The following is an 18,177-nucleotide window of genomic DNA, read 5'->3' as shown; positions in this document are numbered from 1 at the left end:
TATTCTGACAGAAGTCGCTGTGACGGTGCTAAGGAATTGGAAATTAATTAATTGCTGTCACTACGACGTTGGGCCCCAACCCTAATGGATTGAGGCCCAATGTTCGCTAAGTTCTAGCTGTTGAACTTCTTGCCGTTCACTCGTTCCGCGGCTCCAACCTGGTCAAGGTACGGAGTGATTCCGCCGAGGTGCATTGGCCAGCCGGCACCGGTGATCATGCAAAGATCAACATCGGCCGCTTCGGCCACAACGTTTTCTTTGAGCAGCAGTCCGATCTCTTCTGCCAGAGCATCCTGCACCCGAAGCAGAATCTCTTCCTTGGTCGAGGGCTTCTCTCCCTGAGTCAACAATGGTGCTGCCTGAGGGTTCAGTTCCTGAGAGCCGTCCTCGTTCTTCACCCACAGTGCAGTGATCTTTGCATCAATCAATTTCTGCAGGTTCTCGGAGACAGCGAAACGGTCTCCAAAAGCAGCGTTCAAAGATTTGTTCACATGCTGAGCCACTGGCAAGCCAACCATGGCCAACAGGGTGAACGGACTCATTGGCAGACCCATAGGTGCCAAGGCAGAATCCGCAGTCTGTGCGTCGGTACCTTCATCGAAGGCAGCCTGGACTTCGCTCATCAGTCGAAGCAATACGCGGTTGACCACAAAGGCCGCCGAATCTTGGGTCTTCACAGTGGTCTTCTTCAGTGCCTTGCCGACCACAAACGCCGTGGACAATGACGTCTCGTTGGTCCATTCGGTGGCTGCGATTTCTAGCAACGGCATCAGTGCTACCGGGTTGAAGAAGTGGAATCCAACCAGGCGCTCTGGGTGTTTAAGATCGCGTCCCATCTCGGTCACGGATAGTGAGGACGTATTGGTGGCCAAGACGCAGTCGGGGGAGACCACGGCTTCAACTTCGGCAAAGACCTGCTTCTTAACCGAGAGCTCTTCGAATACGGCTTCAATAACAAAGTCAGCATCGGCAAACGCTTCCTTGGTTACCGATCCTGAAACCAGTGCCTTGTAGCGATTGACGCCATCTTGGCTCATGCGACCTTTGCTGTGCAGCTTGTCGATCTCACCATGGATGTAGGCAATACCCTTGTCTACGCGTGACTGGTCCAAGTCGGTGATGACCACCGGTACATTGAGTCGACGGACGAACAGTAGCGCGAGCTGGCTTGCCATCAGGCCGGCACCAACAACGCCCACCTTGGTCACCGGGCGCGCAAGCTTGGCATCCGGTGCGCCTGCTGGTCGCTTGCCACGCTTCTGTACTAGATCCAAGAACGCGTAAACAGTGTTCTGGAACTGAGGTGTACGCATCAGACCGGTCAGAGCTTCAATTTCAAGCTTGGCGGAGTCAGGCTGCGAAAGAGTCAGACCCTTTCGGAATACTTCGAGCACCTTGTATGGTGCCGGTGCTGCTCCGGAGAGTTTGGCATCAACAAACTTTTCTGCCTGATCGGCGGCTTCCAACCAGCGGCGGGCTACCTCGGGGTCGCTCGGATCCACAGCGTTGGGACGTTGGACCTGCGTGGTTCCAGTGAGTACTGAATCCACAAACCCGGTTGAGTGTTCGATGAAATCTGCTGGCTCGAACAACGCATCAGCCACGCCCATCTTGTAGGCCGCAGGGCCTGAGAGCGTGCGGTTGTTGTTCAGTGGATTCTCGATCATGACCTTCAAGGCATTTTCGGGACCGATCAGGCGTGGCAGGCGGTAGACGCCGGCCCATCCTGGAATCAATCCGAGGAATCCTTCAGGAAGACCCAAAGCGCCAGCTGCTGTGCTCACCGTGCGGTAGTTGCAAGCCAGTGCAATCTCTAGACCGCCACCGAGGGCTAGCCCGTTGATGAAAGCGAAAGTTGGAACGCCCAAATCGGCAAGTAGCTCATAGGTGTAGTGACCCAAAGTTGCCATGGCCGTGGCCTGATCTGGTTCGCTCAGTCGGGTGACCGCGGACAAATCGGCACCGGCGATGAGGAAGTAGGGCTTTCCCGTAATGGCCAAGGCGTGGATTTCGCCGGCCTTGGCACGTGCAGCTTGAGTCTCAAGGGTCGCACGAAGTTCCAGCAGGCCGTTGGGGCCCAGGGTGGTTGGCTTCTTGTGGTCAAGGTCGTTATCTAAGGTCAGTAGGGCGAGAGTCTTGCCGCTGGGCAGAGCAACGTCCGTGACATAGGAGTGAGTGACGGTTTCGTCGTGCATCATTTCAGCGACGACCGCGAAGTTTTTGGTGTTTGCAGTCATTGTCTCTTCCTTATGCCTTGCTGCCAAAGTCTGCATGGTTTGGGTTTTCCCAAATGACGGTGCCACCCATGCCCAGACCGATGCACATGGTGGTGATGCCGTACCGTACCGAGTGGTCTTCAGAGAACTGTCGGGCAAGCTGGGTCATCAGGCGAACGCCGGAGGAGGCCAGTGGGTGGCCGACGGCGATTGCTCCACCGTAGCGGTTTACTCGATCGTCATCCTGCTCGATTCCGTAGAAGTCGAGGAAGGAGAGTACCTGGACAGCAAAAGCTTCATTGATTTCGAATAGGCCGATGTCCTTGATGCTCAGTCCTGCCTTGGCTAGAGCCTTTTCTGTGGCAGGAACTGGACCGTAGCCCATAACATCTGGTTCAACGCCGGCGAAGGCGAAGGAGACCATGCGCATTTTTGGCGTCAGTCCGAGCTCGCGCGCTGCCTGTCCGCTGCTTAGCAGGGCTGCGGTGGCACCGTCATTCAGGCCAGCGGCGTTGCCGGCGCTGACTCGTCCGTGGGCACGGAATGGGGTGCGAAGATCTGCCAAGGATTCCATGGTGGTCCCTGGACGTGGTGGCTCATCGGCGGTCTTGACCGACCAGCCCTCGCCTGGACGCTTGGCAGCGACGGGAATCAGATCGGGCTGGATCTGCTGGTTTTCGTATGCCTTGGCTAGCTTATTTTGGGAGGCCACGGCGTAGCGGTCAGCGCGTTCCTTGGTGATCGCCGGGAAGCGGTCATGCAGGTTTTCCGCGGTGTTGCCCATGTTCAGGGCCTGCGGATCCACGATCTTTTCGGAAAGGAAACGCGGGTTTGGATCGGCTCCGGCACCCATCGGGTGGTTGCCCATATGTTCTACGCCGCCAGCTACAACGATGTCGTAGGCGCCAAAAGCAATGCCACCTGCAGTCGCGGTTACCGCGGTCATGGCGCCGGCGCACATGCGATCAATGGCAAAGCCTGGGACGGATTTCGGGATTCCGGCCAGAAGGCCCACGGTGCGGCCCAAAGTCAGGCCCTGGTCGCCGGTCTGCGTGGTGGCGGCGATCGAAATTTCGTCGATTTTTTCTGCCGGCACTTCTGGGTTGCGTTCGAGTAGTCCGCGAACGGCCTTGACCGCCAGATCATCGGCGCGGGTACCGTGGTAGATGCCCTTCTCGCCGGCCTTGCCGAACGGGGTTCGGACACCGTCGATGAAGACTACATCGCGGTCGTTGAGCGAAGGGTGCACGTTATTGGGCACGGTCGAAGCGTTGGCACTCACCGTCGGGCTCCTTGGGGTTGGTTCATGCTGCCCAGCATAGGGCAGTGGCCAGCATCACTGTGACCTAAACCATACGTTACTCAGTAGTAACTTGAAGTGCAAGTGCAACCCATCACACTTTGCTTATACCTCGGCAAATGCCTGCGCAAAACCAGCTACGAGCAACTCTCGCTGCCACGGGCGAGCGCCCAATTCAGCGAGTTTTTCATCAATGCCCTCGGCACTGATCAACACCGGTGGATTCCAGCACAGTTCCCGAAGATATTTAGGGGTCAGCAAGTTTTCCGCCGGAATGCTCCAGTGTTCGCTGACCTCTGCCAGCACAAGCTTTGCCGCTTCGAGTCGAGCCGAAGCCGCCGGATTCTTCTCAGCCCACGAACGTGGATGAGGCAACCCGGCCTTGCTGGCGCGCAGCTCAGGCAAGTCCTTGGTAAGTCGTCCGCGCTGAATGGCATCCATCCAGCGTGGAGCATCTCGTTTGGCGTGGCGGGTATGGAAACCCGGGATTTGAAGCAACGCGGGAACGCTGGCAGCGCGCTGCTCCACAGCTGCCATAATTGCTCGATCAGGCAAGAGTCGGCCTGGGGCAACGTCCTGGCTTTGGGCCAGAGACTCGCGGGAAAGCCACAGCTCGCGGGCGATAGCTAGGTTGCGTCGGCCCTTGAGCTTATGGACCCCGGACAGCTTGCGCCACGGTTCCTCGGCTCGCTGTGGGTCAGGCAGATTGCGTTCGTATTCAAACTCTTGGATGGCGAAGTCCATCTTGCCTTGCTCTTCAAGAATTTTGCTGATTTCCTGACGTAGCTGCTCAAGAACTTCTACATCCAAGGCCGCGTAGTTTAGCCATGCTTCAGGCAATGGGCGGGTGGACCAGTCAACGGCTGAGTGTTCCTTGGCCAATTGCAGGCCAAGTAATTCGGCCACCATAGTGCCAAGTGAAACTCGTGGGAAACCTGCCAATCGGCCAGCCAGTTCGGTGTCAAACAACGAGGTTGGGGACATGCCCAGTTCGTGAAGGCAAGGAAGGTCCTGCGTGGCAGCATGCAGGATCCACGGATGCTGGTTCACAAAGTCACGCAGGACGCTCAGCTCATCAAGCTCTTCGGGATCGATCAACCACGTGCCAGCGCCCTCGCGACGGATTTGAAGCAGGAAGGCTCGTTGACCATAGCGGAATCCACTGGCTCGCTCCGTGTCCACTGCCAAATCCCCGGTGCCAGCACTGAGTTCACGCACGGCACGCCGCAAGGCGGCAGGGGTGTTGATGACCTCAGGAATACCGTCTCGCGGATGCGTGAGCGGAATCAGCTGAGGTTCAGGCGACTGTGAGTCTGCGGGGGAGGATGCGGAAGCGGTGGCGTCAGAATTCGGCATGATACTTCTATTCTAGATCTAACCGTCCGCCTCTAATGTGCTTGTGAGACTTAACTAAGTCGACGGTGTGGCAGTTGCTCAACACCTTCGGGCAACGGTGGTAGCCCGGCAAAGGTGCATACCAGGTCGGCCCACGCACTCAAATGCGGTCCGAGGTCCTCTGAATTCGGCGACCATGAAGCGCGCAGTTCGATGTCAATGTGGTCTTGTTCCCCGCGCAGGTTGCCAAAAGATTCTGAAATGACCCGGGTGGCAGTCCCTCCGGCCAAATGGTGGAACGCTTCACGCTCACGTAGGGAATCTTCCAGCCACGACCAGGCGACCGACGCGAGCATCGCGTCCTGCCCCATGTCGTGATCTAAGCGTGCACGCACATAGGTGACGATGCGGAACTGGCCATCCCATAACTCTTGGCCGGCCGGATCAAATAAGAGGATGAATCGTCCGGTAGCTAGTTGCTCCTGCGACTGCAGGAACGGGGTGCGGCCGATCTCTTGTCCGTGGGGACCGTGATCGGGCGAAACCGTATCGACCACGTCGCCGCTGAGCGCCAGGGCAAACGGTGCAAGCCGACCGGGGGCCGGGATTTCGGTGAACTTCAGTTCTTTGCGTACCTTGGCGTGCGACAGCTCTTCCAGGGCCTTGGCGAAGGCGCTCGGGATGGCTGAGGCAGGGCGATCGTTGGTCACAATTTGAGTCTAAACGTGCCGTACCTTGGGTTGGGTACGGCACGCCGATCCGCGCTCAGCCTAAGCAGGGACGTGGGAACCCATGAGCTCACGAAGTTTGGTGATGAACGCTGCCACGTCTTCTTCGGTGGTGTCGAAGGAGCACATCCAACGCACTTCGCCAGCTGCGCGGTCCCAATCGTAGAAGCGGAAGTGCTTGCGCAGTTCATCGCTGACAGCGGTGGGAAGCTTGGCAAAGACCCCGTTGGCTTGTGTTGGGTAAACCAGTTCCACGCCGTCGATCTGTTCAACCGCTTGAGCCAGCTTGGCAGCCATCGCATTTGCGTGGCCGGCCAGTTCCTTCCACAAACCGGTTCCGTAGAGCTCGATCAGCTGGGCAGAGATGAAACGCATCTTGCTGCCCAGCTGCATGTTCATCTTGCGCAGGTATTTCATGTCCTCGGCGAGCTCCTTGCGCAAGGTCAGGATGCCTTCGCCGAGCAGGATGCCATTTTTGGTTCCGCCGAGGGACACGATGTCGACCCCTGCATCGGTGGTCAGTGCGCGCAAAGGGACGTCAAGCGCGGCCGCGGCATTGGACAATCGTGAACCGTCCAGGTGCACCTTCATCCCCAGCTTGTGCGCGTGATCGGTGATGGCCTTGATTTCCTGCGGGGTGTACAAGGTGCCAAGTTCTGTGGCCTGGGTGATGGACACGGCTAGTGGCTGTGCGCGGTGTTCGTCGCCGTAGCCCCACGCTTCCTGATCAATCAGTTCAGGGGTGAGCTTGCCATCTGGCGTTTGAACCTGCAACAGCTTAAAGCCGCCGACTCGTTCCGGGGCACCGTTCTCATCCACGTTGATATGCGCGGTGCTGGCACAAATCACTGCACCCCAGCGTGGCAACAACGACTGAAGCGCTGTGACATTGGCTCCGGTGCCGTTAAAGACGGGGAAGATTGTTGCCTCGTCGCCAAAGATTTCGCGCGCCGTCTTACCTAGCTGCTCGGTGTATTGGTCTTCGCCGTAGGAGATTTGGTGTCCGCCGTTGGCGCGGGTGATCGCCTCAAGGATGCGAGGGTGAACTCCCGAGTAGTTATCGGATGCGAAGCCGCGTATGTTGGCGTCGTGAAGTGAAGTCATAATGTATGGATCCTTGGACTGTAGTAAAGGAATGAAGTGCGGGTGGCCGCGAAGCTTCAGAACAGCGTTCTGTATTTATTCAGGCAGTAATCAGGCGCTTGGCAGCACCATGCGCGTGCCGTTGTGTGCCACCGCATCATCGGCTAATAGATCTATGGCGCTTTGGGCCAGGTAGCTCACCGGTGTGTGTCCCGCCGGGGCATCTTCGGCCGACTTTTCGCTCAGCGCCTTCACCACCCAACTGACCGCGGCAGCATTGGGCGCGTTTTTGCTAAACAGGCGTGCGATCGCGTTGACCCAGTGTTCGGCGGCGGCCTTGACTGCACCATAGTTGGCGTTCGACGGCGTTGGGTTAGTGACTGCCTGCGCACTGACGATCGCCAATCGCCCGGATGGTGAGTCCAGCAGATCCTGGACAAACGCGCGGGTGGTATTACGCAGTGTTGTCAGCACCATGCGTTGCAGGAAGTCCCAGTCTTCATCACTCTGACCGACGATGGACTTGCCGCCCCGCCAGCCCCCAACTAAATGGATGAGCGAATCAATAGGACCGTGGTCCTCATGGATGCGTCGAGCCAATGCTTCGACGGCCGCAAAATCAGTGAGGTCGCATTCGTAGCGGGCTTTGGCGAAGGCCAGCCGTTCATCGAGGCGAGTCTGATTGCTACCCACCGCCAGCACCTGTGCTCCGGCCTCCGTGAGCGCGCGAGCGCAGGCGATCCCGGAAGCCGACGTGGCGCCAGCGATGAGCACTAAACGTGGTGTTTGATTCAAGAAGAGTCTTTCTTTGCTCACAATTCCTAGCCTAAGGCAGGAGTCCTAGATTTCCGATGCTCCGGTCATGCCCTTGGTCGACTCGATGACGCTGGCCATCTTCTTATTTAGCGCCTCGTAGAACATGGACAAAGGGAACTCATCATCCATTACTTGGTCCGTGATTTCACGAAGGGGAGCAGTCAGTGGCAGGGCCTGTGGTCCCTTGGCCCACTGTGAGGCAGGGTTTGGAGTCACGGTGTTCGCAACCAGTTCGTACGCCGCTAGCCAATGGGCCAGCTTCGGGCGGTCGATGGACTTCCAGTACAGTTCGTCAATTGCATCTCCGAGCGCAGCGACGACTTCTGGAACCTGGTCCCAGTCGATACGTAGTTTGGTATCGGTCCAGTGTAGAACGTGGTGCTGGTGCATCCACGCGAAGAGCAGCTGGCCACCCAAACCGTCGTAGTTACGAACGCGCGATCCGGTGATGGCAAAGCGGAAGATCCGGTCAAAGATCACCGCGTATTGAACCAGCTTAGCCATCTTGGCAGTCTTGGGATCGGTGTTGGGATCGTTGTTAATCTTCATGGACTCACGGAATGCGGTGAGATCACAACGCAACTCTTCAAGGGAGTACAGGAAGAACGGCATGCGCTGCTTGATCATGAAGGGATCAAAAGGAAGATCGCCACGCATGTGAGTGCGATCGTGGATTAGATCCCACATGATGAAGGTTTCTTCAGTCAGATGCTGGTCCGACAGTAGCTCAGCTGCATCATCCGGCAACTGCAAATTGGTGATGGTTGCAGCTTCTTGCAGAACCTTGCGGAAGCGTGCGGCCTCACGGTCTTGGAAAATTGCGCCCCAAGTAAATGACGGTGTTTCGCGAATGGCTACGGATTCCGGGAAGAGCACAGCGGAATTGGTGTTGTAACCCTCGGTGAAGTCAACAAAACGTAGGGGAACAAAGAGTGCGTTGGTGTAGCTGGTGCTTTCGAGCTCTGCGATGAACTCGGGCCACATGACCTGAACGAGTACCGCTTCCAGATGGCGATTGGTGGAACCGTTCTGCGTGTACATCGGGAAGAGTACTAGGTGGATCAGACCGTCGATCCGCTGGGTTTGCGGTTGGAACTGCACCAGCGAGTCCAAGAAGTCCGGAACATCAAAACCGCTCTCGCTCCACTTTTCGAGGTCAGCGACCAGCTGTTCAAGGTATTCGTTGTCATGCTCGAAGTGGACCTTGAGCGCATGAACCGAGGCGATGATCGAATCGACCAGTTCGGTGGCGCGAGGAAGCGCTGCCTCTTCGGATAGAGACCCATCTTTCGCCTGCAAACCTTGGAATTCTGTGGCGGCTGATTTTAGGGTCAGCCATGCTTCGCTGTTTGCAATCTGCAGAACCTGCGCATCGCTGGCCGGCATTGGCTTGGCAGAAATCTGAGTCATTTCAATACACCTTCTTCTTTTCATGTTTGGGTAGCGCTCATGTGCTTGACATGAACGCTACGCCCAAACAATAGAAAAGTTGGTGCTGAGTGATTGGTGAATAAGTAAGTCTTATTCTTACTGTGACGCGGACCGCGCTACGATCAGAAGAATAACCCCTAAGCGTTACGCATCGTCAAGCTCAATGAGTTCATGCAAAAGCGCAGATCGGTAGGAGTATTAAACCCCTCACCTTCAAAGACGTGGCCCATATGCGAATCGCACTTGGCGCAACGAACTTCAACGCGCTTCATACCCATCGATTCATCGGTGATGTACCGAACGCGGTCTTCGGCCAGTGGGGCGTAGAACGAAGGCCAACCACATGAGGCATCAAACTTCGTGGCACTAGCGAACAGCTCAGCGCCGCAAGCTCGGCAAGCGTATACTCCCTCGGTGGTGGTGTCCCAATATTCGCCCGTGAAGGGCCGCTCCGTGCCGGCCTGGCGCAGCACCCGGAATTCGTCCGGCGAGAGAATCTCTTGCCACTGCACTTCTGTTCGTTCCGTTGCGTCGTCGGCTATTTGGTCATCATGGTTAACAGGTTCATTGCTCATACTCATAGAAACGTACAGCACCAACAGATGATTCCCACGGCACATCATGGAAAGATAAAAGTATGGCTCGGAATATCGTAGATACCTTGGAACCACGCAAAACCATCCCAGCGACCCTGCTCGGCATCTCATTGGGTGTGGGCGCAGGTTCACTAGTTGCCGCCAGCGTTTCGGCGCTCGCCGGTTATTTCGCTCGACGGGTGGTTACACCCGAGGAACGGCGTACCGGCAACAGTATGATCCGTGAAGTTGTCACCGATCATGAGGGAAAACTCTGGGTTCATTTTGCCAAGGATGCAGAAACCAACCAGCCAGGCCCCTGCATTTTCCTGACCGAATTTGATGCGTGCTCCATTCGGCTTTCAGCGCCCGAAGAGGTTCCGGGCAAACCGAAAATCGTCGCGCGCAAAATTGAACGCGTCTACCGCGGCAGCCTCGAAGGGGTGCGACGCGGCTATCTCTCCGGAGCTGTGTACGAGCACCCTGCAGATCTCGGCTATGTCGCCGAAGACGTCGTGGTGCCGTTGGAAGGTGGCGACGGGCCTGCATGGCTAGTTGAAGGCACCGAGAATAAAAACGTGTGGGTTATCGGCGTGCATGGCCGAGGCGCTAGACGCAATGAATCGATCAGGGCATTGCCAGCTCTGACTGCCATGGGCGTAACCACCTTGCTCATGAGCTACCGCAATGACGGCCTCGCTCCGAGTGCTGCTGATGGCCGCTACGGATTGGGCGATACTGAATGGCACGATGTGCAATCGGCGGTGCGTTTTGCCAAGGAGCACGGCGCTCAACAGATCATCCTGCTCGGTTGGTCCATGGGTGGAGCCATCAGCCTGCAAACCGCCGATCGAAGCGAACTGGCGTCCGAGATTGATTCGTTGATGCTCGTTGGGCCGGTCATTAACTGGGTTGACGTCCTGTCCCACCAGGCCCGCAGCAACCGCATCCCTCAATCGGTCGGTCGATTTGGCCAGTGGCTGCTGTCCAACAAGGCTGGGCGCTGGGTTACCGGACAGGCAGCGCCGGTCAACCTCAAACGCCTGAACTGGGTCGATAGGGCTAGCGAGTTGAAGCACCCGACGTTGATCATGCACAGCCGTGATGACGAATTTGTTCCGAACGGACCAAGCCTGAAACTAGCGGCTCTTCGTCCCGATTTAGTCACGCTGCGCACCTTCACCAAGGCCGGACATACCCGCGAGCCCAATGTTGATCCCCAGGGTTTTGAGCAAGCAGTCACCAACTTCCTGACCAAGCGCATCGCCGCCCGCGCCACACTCTAGGCAAAACAACTCCAGGCAAAACAAAGGACCCAGTCTGCGCTTCGTTCAATAAACGAAGTGCAGGCTGGGTCCTTTGTATACCTCGAAAATCAGCCGGTGGCTATCGGTGCCCAGATTGCAGAAGTGGCCTTGGCAGCATCATGGGGAGCGATCTCTAGGCTGAAACCACGTCGACCGCCGGAGATGAACACCGTCTCAAATTGCTGTGCACTGCTATCGATCACCGTGGCCGAAAGTTGGCGTTGCCCGAAGGGAGAAATCCCGCCTAAGACGTAACCGCTTCGGCGTTGGGCCGCAGCCTTGTCAGCCATTTGGGCTTTCTTTTTTCCTAGGGCTAGTCCCACCGCTTTGAGGTCCAACATGGCCGCGACCGGAACCACGGCCACTGCTAGATCCTCGCTAGCGTTGGAACCGGTGGAAACCATCAGGGTCTTAAAAACCCGTTCACCGTTCACACCCAGTTGTGCTGCCGCTTCACCACCGTAACTTTCGGCTGAATCGCTGTGTGTATAACTATGCGCAACATAGCTAATGCCAGCAGCATCCAACGCGGCGGTTGCCGGGGTGGACGCGGACTGCTTCTTCTTGCCCACTTCTCAGTTTTCCTTCGGTTCAAAAATTACTGCGTTGCGCAGGGATAGCGCTGCCTAGGCTTCCAGCTGCTCGGTGATCTGACGCTTGATACGGCCCAGCATCGCGGTCATGCCGCGCATGCGCAATGGCGAAAGCGCGCGAGTCAGACCCAACTGCTGTGGCATATCATCGGGGACAGCCAGGATCGATGCTGCATCTGCACCATCGAGGCCAGAAGCAAGCACCGAAGCAAAACCACGGGTGGTTGGTGCCTCTGGGGGAGCGGAGAAGAACAGGTTAACCTCTCGGTTGCCTCCGGCAGCCACTTCAACCACCAAAAACAGTGGTGACTGGCATTCGACGACCTGCTCAAAAAGTTCCGGGTGCTCCGCTAGGCGCGGCGGAAGCTCGGGCAAATCTCGCGAGTAATCAAGTAGCAACTCTAGGCGGTCCGCTTCAGGAACCTCAGTGAACTCTTCGACGATCTCTTGCAGTTCGGAAGGCAGCTGGCTCATGCGCGAACTCCACGCTTGGCAGGAACCTCGCCCTTAGCTTCGCCACGCACGATCGGCACGCCAACTGCATTGCCCCACTCGGTCCAGGAACCGTCGTAGTTACGCACACTTTCGAAGCCGAGCAGGTGCTTAAGCACAAACCAGGTGTGGCTGGAGCGTTCACCGATGCGGCAATAGGCCACCACATCGTCGCCCGGCTGCAGCCCGGCGCCCTCAAGGTAGATCGCTTCAAGCTCTTCACGGGAACGGAAAGTGCCGTCCTCGGCAGCGGCCTTGGCCCAAGGCACCGACGCTGCGCTAGGAATGTGCCCACCGCGCAGGGCGCCTTCCTCAGGGTAATTAGGCATGTGGGTGCGTTCGCCGGTGTATTCCTCGGCCGAACGGACGTCGATCAGCGGGTTGCCCAAGTGATTAAGTACCTGAGGCAGGAAGGCGCGGATTTTTTCATCTTCGCGTTCGATCACTGGGTACTGGGTAGCTGTCACCGCCGGCTTATCGGTGCTCAGTTCACGACCCTCGGCGATCCACTTATCCCGGCCGCCGTCCATCAAACGCACATCTTCATGGCCAAAGAGGGTGAAAACCCACAATGCGTAGGCAGCCCACCAGTTGGACTTGTCCCCGTAGATCACCACGGTGCTCTCGCGGGTGATGCCCTTGGCGGCCATCAGCTTCGCAAACCCTTCACCGTCGACGTAGTCGCGGGTCACCTCATCGTTCAGCTCGGTGTGCCAATCGATCTTCAACGCGCCAGGCACGTGCCCGGTGGAGTAGAGCAAGATGTCCTCATCGGATTCGAGCACAACGAGGTTCTGCGATCCCAGATTCTCGGCGACCCACGCGGTGGATACCAACCGCTCTGGGTGGGCGTACGCGGCGTACTTCGGGTTGGACTCAACAGGCAGCGACACTAACAATCACGATCCTTGTAGTTCTAATGATTTAGCCCGCTGGGTACAGCAGGCTTTGGGCTTTACTTCTACCCTAGTCCCGAACGCGGATGATCACAGTGTGGGCTTCGACATTTTAGGCAATCATCACGAGCATTCAAGGTAAACTGACCGTTGGGCTTGCCATGGCAGGCTGCGAATTATTGAGTAATCAACTGAAGGACTCTCACAGCCAATGGCGACGATCACCCACCTGAGCGAGACCAAGCCCAACGTTTCAATCGAAGACTTGTTGGCCGGCTTCCACCCGTCCTACCGCTTTGGTGAAGTGTCCTTCGATACCTACCGTCCGGACCCGACCCAGCCCTCGCAAGCCGAGGCAGTTAATAAGCTCAAGGCTTTTGCGGAAACCGTCGGCAAAAACGGTTCGGGATCATTCTTCTCCAAATTGTTCGGGAAGAAGAAGGAAACCAAAAACGGTATCTACCTTGATGGTGGTTTCGGCGTGGGCAAGACCCACCTACTTGCTTCGCTGTGGCACGCCGCCCCAGGTCGCAAGGCCTTCGGAACCTTCGTGGAGTACACCAACCTCGTTGGCGCTTTGTCCTTCCGCCAGACCGTTGAAGTACTCAGCCAGTACTCGCTGGTATGCATTGACGAGTTTGAATTGGACGATCCGGGGGACACCGTGTTGATGTCTCGTCTGATGCGCGAACTCTCTGACGCTGGCGTGAAGCTGGCCGCGACCTCCAATACGCTACCTGGTGCCTTGGGCGACGGCCGATTTGCCGCGGTGGATTTCCAGCGCGAAATCAAGACCCTCTCCGAGCAGTTCGACGTTCACCGCGTTGACGGCGAAGACTTCCGCCACCGTGGTTTGCCTGACGCGCCAGTACCACTGGACGATGATCAGATCGAGGCTTTCGCAACGCAACGCTATGCGGAGAAAACCTTGGCCGTGGATAATTTCGACGATCTGTTCGCCCACCTCTCGCAGGTTCACCCTTCGCGTTACCGCCAGCTGCTGGCCGAAACCGATGTTCTGGTCCTGCACAACGTAGGTACCATTACCGATCAGGCGATCGCCCTGCGCTTCGTTGTTCTCGCCGACCGCCTGTACGACAAAGATGTTCCTATCGTTGCTTCGGGCAAGCCGTTTAGCGAACTGTTCACCGCAGAGATGATGTCTGGCGGTTACCAGAAGAAGTACTACCGCGCGGTGTCACGTTTGACTGCCCTAGCCCGTGAAGGTCAGGCCGGCGAAGAGGTCAGCTAGCGCCTAGAGCCACGTAACTTTTCTTCATCGCCGAGCACTGCGCTCGGCGATGAAGTGCGTTAACAGCCCGGCCACCAGTGCCCAGAAGGCACCGCCGATTCCGAATAAGGTCAAGTTCCCGGCTGCGACCAACACGGTCGCCAGGGCGCTTAGTCGCCACGTGGGATCGCTCATTGATCCGAGCAGAGCGCTGGTGAGCGTGGCGAGTAGTGCCAGCCCTGCGGCGGCTTGGAACAGTCCTTCAGGGGAGGTGTTGGCCAGCGAGACGATCAACGCGCTTAGTGCACCGAAGATGAGGTAAAATCCGCCCGAGCTGAAGGCCGCTCGCCAGCGTAACTTCGGATTGGCCCCGGCTTGTTCTCCTGCTGCCAATGCCGCAGTGATGGCCGCTAGGTTGATGGCATGACCGCCGAAGAATGCACCGAGTGCCGAGCCGACACCGGTGAACAGCATTGAGGGCCGCCATGGAAGCTGGTATCCGAAGGAATTGAGCACCGCGACGCCCGGGATGTTCTGCGAGGCCATGGTCACGATAAACAGCGGCACACTAATGCTCGCGATCGCTTGCCAGGTGAATTCAGGTGTAACAAAGTGCAGTTGCGGCAGCACCTGAAGTTGATCCCACGACCCGTTGCGCCAGATGTGGAAGATTCCGAAGCACACCGCTGCGAGCATACTCAACGCCACCGCAAATTTCGGTAGCAAACGCAGCCCGATCAGGAACACCAAAAGGATTCCCAGCGCAGGTACGGTAATAGTTCCCAACGCCGTGAACGGTTTGATGCACAGCGGAACTAGCACTCCGGCCAGCATGCCTTGAGCCAGCGGAACCGGGATTTTGGTCAGCAACTTGTGCAGCCCGGGGAGCAGACCGGTGAGAATAATCAGTACACCGCTGACGATGAAGGCGCCGATGGCCTGTTCAAAACTGAATGCGCCTGGTGCCAGTGAGGCAAGCATCGCCGCTCCCGGTGTGGACCAGGCAATGCTGATCGGCATCCGGTGGCGCCATGACAGGGCGATCGTGCACAGCCCCACGCAGACCGACAACGCCAGCAATCCGGAGGCTGCTTGAGATGGTGTGGCCCCTACCTGAAACAATCCTGCGAGTACCACTGCGAAGGAAGCGACAAAACCCACCATGGTTGTTATCAACCCGGCAATGATTGATTGACTGAGGTGATCTTCAGAGGACGTGCGTGGAACCATAACTCATTTTTACAGGTACAGCCGGCTTGGGGATAATCACTTCCGTTTGTGAAGTTAAACAGAAAAGGTACCGACCTCAGTCGGTACCTTTTCGGGATGCTCGGGCAAGGCCGAGGGGAGTAAACGAAGCAATTAGCCTTCGTTGTTCTCGCCTTCGCCACCCTCAGCGCCTCCGCCGAGTCCGTTGACGTAGTCGTTAGCACCACCCTGGATGCCGTCTACCTGGTCAGCGAACTTGCCACCGGTCTTGTCGTCGATGAAATCGCCGACCTGATCGATACCCTGCGAGACCTGATCTGGGTTCTCCTGCGCGAATTCCTCTGCCTTGCCACGCAGATCATCAAATCCTGCCATGCTGCACCTCCATTCGTTTGTGGGAACCCCTTTAGCTCCACAACTGTTTTCCACCCTAAATTGAAAAACCTAAACATGGAAGAGCTAAGCGAAACTCGGGCGTGTCGAGTCACAAAACTTAAAGCAAAAATGGGAACCACTTGGAGTGATTCCCATTTTTTATTGGAGCGGTCAACGAGGTTCGAACTCGCGACCTCAACCTTGGCAAGGTTGCGCTCTACCAGCTGAGCTATGACCGCAGGATTTATATGAAGTTATGGAGCGGTCAACGAGGTTCGAACTCGCGACCTCAACCTTGGCAAGGTTGCGCTCTACCAGCTGAGCTATGACCGCATGAACATCACAACGATGTTCAGTGCGCGATACTGGGATCGAACCAGTGACCTCTTCCGTGTCAGGGAAGCGCGCTACCGCTGCGCCAATCGCGCCGAAGATTCACGAATGAATCTCGACAAAATTCAAAAAATAATGAATTCACTGAGCGGTCAACGAGGTTCGAACTCGCGACCTCAACCTTGGCAAGGTTGCGCTCTACCAGCTGAGCTATGACCGCATATATTTATTTATGACTGGATTCATGGTCTGCTGAACCATAATTCCGTGCGCGATACTGGGATCGAACCAGTGACCTCTTCCGTGTCAGGGAAGCGCGCTACCGCTGCGCCAATCGCGCAAAAAAGATCTGCAATCTTCATTGCGAGGTGGGGACGGGATTCGAACCCGCGTAAACGGCTTTGCAGGCCGCTGCCTCGCCTCTCGGCCACCCCACCATACTGGTCGAAACCAGAGTGACTAGTTTTACCTAGTCGGTGAATCTTTTTGCGAGCGGACAACGAGGTTCGAACTCGCGACCTCAACCTTGGCAAGGTTGCGCTCTACCAGCTGAGCTATGTCCGCAAAATGTGTTGTTTTCTGAACGTTTCCGTTCTTTCCAACGAGTAAAAACTCTATACGAGAATTCGCATCCATCCAAATCGAAACGCTGAGATCTGGTTCACAGGGCTTAAAAACCGCGGATCTACGCGGGAAATTCATATTTCCGTCACGACTAGGAGCGAAGCGGGGTAGCTGCGTGCCATGATCGTGTGCATGACCTCTCCAAAATTAGCTATTCAGACGGACTCCGGTCGCATGTACAGTCGCCAAGTCGGCGGACCGGGGATTGTCCCATCCATCACCACAGTCATCGGCACAGATGCCATGGACCTAACTGGATGGGCTGGGTACATGGCGGCGAAAGCCCTTTCTGAGGATCAGCGTTTGGGGCAGGCCTTGGGGGACCAGCGACAAATGCGCTCGCTAATCCGCGCTGCCGCCAGCGCTTCCGAGAGCTATCGTGACCAAGCCGCCGCTCGCGGGGATCGAGTACATAACTACGCGGAAGCCTTTGCACTTCGAGCCTTGGGTATGGAGCACGATGTGGACGCGGCCAAGGCTGCGCTGGAGCAGAACAATGAGCTTGGGTACTTGCAGCACTTTGAAAAGTGGTGGGCAGACTACAACGTTGAGCCGCTCGCAGCAGAGGTCACCATTTGGAACGAAAGTGTTGGCTACGCGGGAACTATCGACCTGGTCGCAAAGATTGGCGGTCGGGTGTGCATTGTGGATTACAAAACCAAAACCTCGGACCGCGACGGGATCGTCAAGCGTCCCGATGACAAGGTCATCATGCAACTAGCCGCGGCCTGCAAAGCTGAAGAACAAATTGTGGACGCCGAGCAAGGGCAGTGGAAGCCGTGGGAGTACGACACCGATGCAATGCTGCTCGCCGTGGCCTTGGGGGACACCGGCACCAGGACATTTATGGCGCCTGCACCGGCGCTTCCTGACTATTGGGCGAAGTTCTACGCGTTGAAGCGGAATTGGGAAGCGTCGAACAAGATTTCCCAGTCTCGCGCTACGCTGGCCGAAATCACGCCGCCAACTCAATAATGCCCGGTCGTGACCGCGTAGACTAGAACGGTTAGCATTCGTGAAAATGAAGCTAACACCAATGTCAACGGCAGGGAAGGTACCAGCGGATAATGGCGATTTTGGGAATTCGGATCATCGGAGACCCCGTTCTACGCACGCAAGCGCAGGAGGTGACCGACTTTGGCCCGGAGCTCCAGAAGCTCGTCGAAGACATGGATCAGACGATGGAAGACGTCCATGGCGCTGGCCTCGCCGCGCCACAAGTGGGCGTTTCACTGCGAGTATTCACCTACCAAATTGGTGAAGAACGTGGCCATATCGTCAACCCGGTGCTGGAACTAAGCGATGATTTTCAGGACGATCAAGTTGAAGGTTGTCTGTCCATCCCAGGTGTTGCCGCACCGGTGCCTCGTCGCCGGTACGTAAAAGCTAGTGGTTTTGATAAGTTCGGCAATCCGGTGCAGCTTGAAGGCGCCGACATGCTAGCCCGTTGCTTCCAACACGAAACGGACCACCTAGACGGGATCCTTTTCTTGGACCGTCTAGCACCAGAGGAAAAGAAGGCGGCCTACCGCACCCTGCGCGCAGCCAACTACGCACAAAGCGCCAACGCTACCGTGCAAAAACGCGCTGGTGCCTTGGGGTCCAGCTTCGGCGCAGGATTGGGGAACTAGAG

The 18,177-nt window shown here is 57.0% G+C and carries 17 protein-coding genes and 7 tRNA genes; 4 read left to right on the top strand and 20 right to left on the bottom strand.

Going from position 1 to position 18,177, the window contains the following annotated elements; all coding sequences use genetic code 11:
- Positions 1 to 113 precede the first annotated feature (113 nt).
- The 8 genes from ACT3RW_RS10135 to msrB all read right to left on the bottom strand — a co-directional run bounded on the left by ACT3RW_RS10135 (position 114) and on the right by msrB (position 9,484).
- Positions 114 to 2,237 carry a 3-hydroxyacyl-CoA dehydrogenase NAD-binding domain-containing protein gene (locus ACT3RW_RS10135; RefSeq protein ID WP_444613651.1) on the bottom strand — a complete coding sequence of 708 codons (2,124 nt, stop codon included), beginning with the start codon at positions 2,235 to 2,237 and terminating at the stop codon, positions 114 to 116.
- 10 nt (positions 2,238 to 2,247) lie between these two features.
- Positions 2,248 to 3,498, bottom strand: a complete 1,251-nt coding sequence (locus tag ACT3RW_RS10130; RefSeq protein ID WP_207306460.1) for a thiolase family protein — start codon at positions 3,496 to 3,498, stop codon at positions 2,248 to 2,250.
- A gap of 123 nt (positions 3,499 to 3,621) precedes the next feature.
- Positions 3,622 to 4,872: an HRDC domain-containing protein gene (locus tag ACT3RW_RS10125; protein WP_444613650.1), complete on the bottom strand. Its 1,251-nt coding sequence runs from the start codon at positions 4,870 to 4,872 to the stop codon at positions 3,622 to 3,624.
- Positions 4,873 to 4,922: 50 nt separating this feature from the next.
- Positions 4,923 to 5,561 carry a DUF3000 domain-containing protein gene (locus tag ACT3RW_RS10120; protein ID WP_444613649.1) on the bottom strand — a complete coding sequence of 213 codons (639 nt, stop codon included), beginning with the start codon at positions 5,559 to 5,561 and terminating at the stop codon, positions 4,923 to 4,925.
- A gap of 60 nt (positions 5,562 to 5,621) precedes the next feature.
- Positions 5,622 to 6,683, bottom strand: coding sequence for a threonine aldolase family protein (locus ACT3RW_RS10115; RefSeq protein ID WP_444613648.1), 1,062 nt, complete (start codon positions 6,681 to 6,683; stop codon positions 5,622 to 5,624).
- Between the two features lie 90 nt (positions 6,684 to 6,773).
- On the bottom strand, positions 6,774 to 7,478 hold the full coding sequence (locus ACT3RW_RS10110) for an SDR family NAD(P)-dependent oxidoreductase (protein WP_242632451.1): 705 nt from the start codon (positions 7,476 to 7,478) through the stop codon (positions 6,774 to 6,776).
- Between the two features lie 24 nt (positions 7,479 to 7,502).
- The gene (locus tag ACT3RW_RS10105; protein WP_444613647.1) at positions 7,503 to 8,888 is read right to left on the bottom strand and encodes a DUF6421 family protein; all 1,386 of its coding nucleotides are present in this window, start codon (positions 8,886 to 8,888) and stop codon (positions 7,503 to 7,505) included.
- 158 nt (positions 8,889 to 9,046) lie between these two features.
- A complete protein-coding gene (gene msrB / locus ACT3RW_RS10100; protein ID WP_444613646.1) occupies positions 9,047 to 9,484 on the bottom strand; it encodes a peptide-methionine (R)-S-oxide reductase MsrB in 438 nt (145 codons plus the stop codon).
- Positions 9,485 to 9,546: 62 nt separating this feature from the next.
- Between msrB and ACT3RW_RS10095 the strand changes: the two genes are divergently transcribed.
- Positions 9,547 to 10,770 carry an alpha/beta hydrolase family protein gene (locus ACT3RW_RS10095; RefSeq protein ID WP_262197488.1) on the top strand — a complete coding sequence of 408 codons (1,224 nt, stop codon included), beginning with the start codon at positions 9,547 to 9,549 and terminating at the stop codon, positions 10,768 to 10,770.
- Between the two features lie 89 nt (positions 10,771 to 10,859).
- Here the strand turns inward: ACT3RW_RS10095 and ybaK are convergent, their stop codons facing one another.
- Genes ybaK through ACT3RW_RS10080 form a run of 3 tightly spaced genes read right to left on the bottom strand, consistent with a single transcriptional unit; the run spans position 10,860 to position 12,769 of the window.
- Positions 10,860 to 11,363, bottom strand: a complete 504-nt coding sequence (ybaK, locus tag ACT3RW_RS10090) for a Cys-tRNA(Pro) deacylase (RefSeq protein ID WP_444613645.1) — start codon at positions 11,361 to 11,363, stop codon at positions 10,860 to 10,862.
- Positions 11,364 to 11,417: 54 nt separating this feature from the next.
- Positions 11,418 to 11,858 carry a SufE family protein gene (locus ACT3RW_RS10085; RefSeq protein WP_444613644.1) on the bottom strand — a complete coding sequence of 147 codons (441 nt, stop codon included), beginning with the start codon at positions 11,856 to 11,858 and terminating at the stop codon, positions 11,418 to 11,420.
- Positions 11,855 to 12,769 (bottom strand): sulfurtransferase, encoded by a 915-nt coding sequence (locus ACT3RW_RS10080; protein WP_131088484.1) that lies wholly within the window; start codon positions 12,767 to 12,769, stop codon positions 11,855 to 11,857. The genes ACT3RW_RS10085 and ACT3RW_RS10080 overlap by 4 nt, the downstream gene beginning before the upstream one ends.
- Before the next feature lie 214 nt (positions 12,770 to 12,983).
- Between ACT3RW_RS10080 and zapE the strand changes: the two genes are divergently transcribed.
- A complete protein-coding gene (gene zapE / locus ACT3RW_RS10075) occupies positions 12,984 to 14,024 on the top strand; it encodes a cell division protein ZapE (RefSeq protein WP_444613643.1) in 1,041 nt (346 codons plus the stop codon).
- Positions 14,025 to 14,048: 24 nt separating this feature from the next.
- Here the strand turns inward: zapE and ACT3RW_RS10070 are convergent, their stop codons facing one another.
- The 9 genes from ACT3RW_RS10070 to ACT3RW_RS10030 form a co-directional block, all read right to left on the bottom strand.
- A complete protein-coding gene (locus tag ACT3RW_RS10070) occupies positions 14,049 to 15,233 on the bottom strand; it encodes a benzoate/H(+) symporter BenE family transporter (RefSeq protein WP_444613642.1) in 1,185 nt (394 codons plus the stop codon).
- A gap of 132 nt (positions 15,234 to 15,365) precedes the next feature.
- Complete coding sequence (locus tag ACT3RW_RS10065) at positions 15,366 to 15,587, bottom strand: antitoxin (RefSeq protein ID WP_131088481.1); 222 nt, start codon at positions 15,585 to 15,587, stop codon at positions 15,366 to 15,368.
- Positions 15,588 to 15,750: 163 nt separating this feature from the next.
- Positions 15,751 to 15,826 (bottom strand) — tRNA-Gly (locus ACT3RW_RS10060).
- Positions 15,827 to 15,844: 18 nt separating this feature from the next.
- A tRNA-Gly gene (locus ACT3RW_RS10055) sits at positions 15,845 to 15,920 on the bottom strand.
- Between the two features lie 23 nt (positions 15,921 to 15,943).
- Positions 15,944 to 16,015: transfer RNA gene (locus tag ACT3RW_RS10050), tRNA-Val, on the bottom strand.
- 52 nt (positions 16,016 to 16,067) lie between these two features.
- Positions 16,068 to 16,140, bottom strand: a tRNA-Gly gene (locus tag ACT3RW_RS10045).
- A gap of 48 nt (positions 16,141 to 16,188) precedes the next feature.
- Positions 16,189 to 16,260, bottom strand: a tRNA-Val gene (locus tag ACT3RW_RS10040).
- Positions 16,261 to 16,286: 26 nt separating this feature from the next.
- A tRNA-Cys gene (locus tag ACT3RW_RS10035) sits at positions 16,287 to 16,357 on the bottom strand.
- A 54-nt stretch (positions 16,358 to 16,411) separates the two neighbouring features.
- Positions 16,412 to 16,484, bottom strand: a tRNA-Gly gene (locus ACT3RW_RS10030).
- A 192-nt stretch (positions 16,485 to 16,676) separates the two neighbouring features.
- Between ACT3RW_RS10030 and ACT3RW_RS10025 the strand changes: the two genes are divergently transcribed.
- Both ACT3RW_RS10025 and def read left to right on the top strand, forming a co-directional pair.
- Complete coding sequence (locus tag ACT3RW_RS10025) at positions 16,677 to 17,519, top strand: PD-(D/E)XK nuclease family protein (protein WP_444613641.1); 843 nt, start codon at positions 16,677 to 16,679, stop codon at positions 17,517 to 17,519.
- A 92-nt stretch (positions 17,520 to 17,611) separates the two neighbouring features.
- Positions 17,612 to 18,175 carry a peptide deformylase gene (def, locus tag ACT3RW_RS10020; protein ID WP_444613640.1) on the top strand — a complete coding sequence of 188 codons (564 nt, stop codon included), beginning with the start codon at positions 17,612 to 17,614 and terminating at the stop codon, positions 18,173 to 18,175.
- Positions 18,176 to 18,177: the final 2 nt, after the last annotated feature.

This window comes from Glutamicibacter sp. AOP5-A2-18 (genome assembly GCF_052446055.1).
Lineage (GTDB): Bacteria > Actinomycetota > Actinomycetes > Actinomycetales > Micrococcaceae > Glutamicibacter.
Note: the sequence above shows the minus strand (reverse complement) of the source record. Positions and strands in the feature narration are given on the sequence as shown.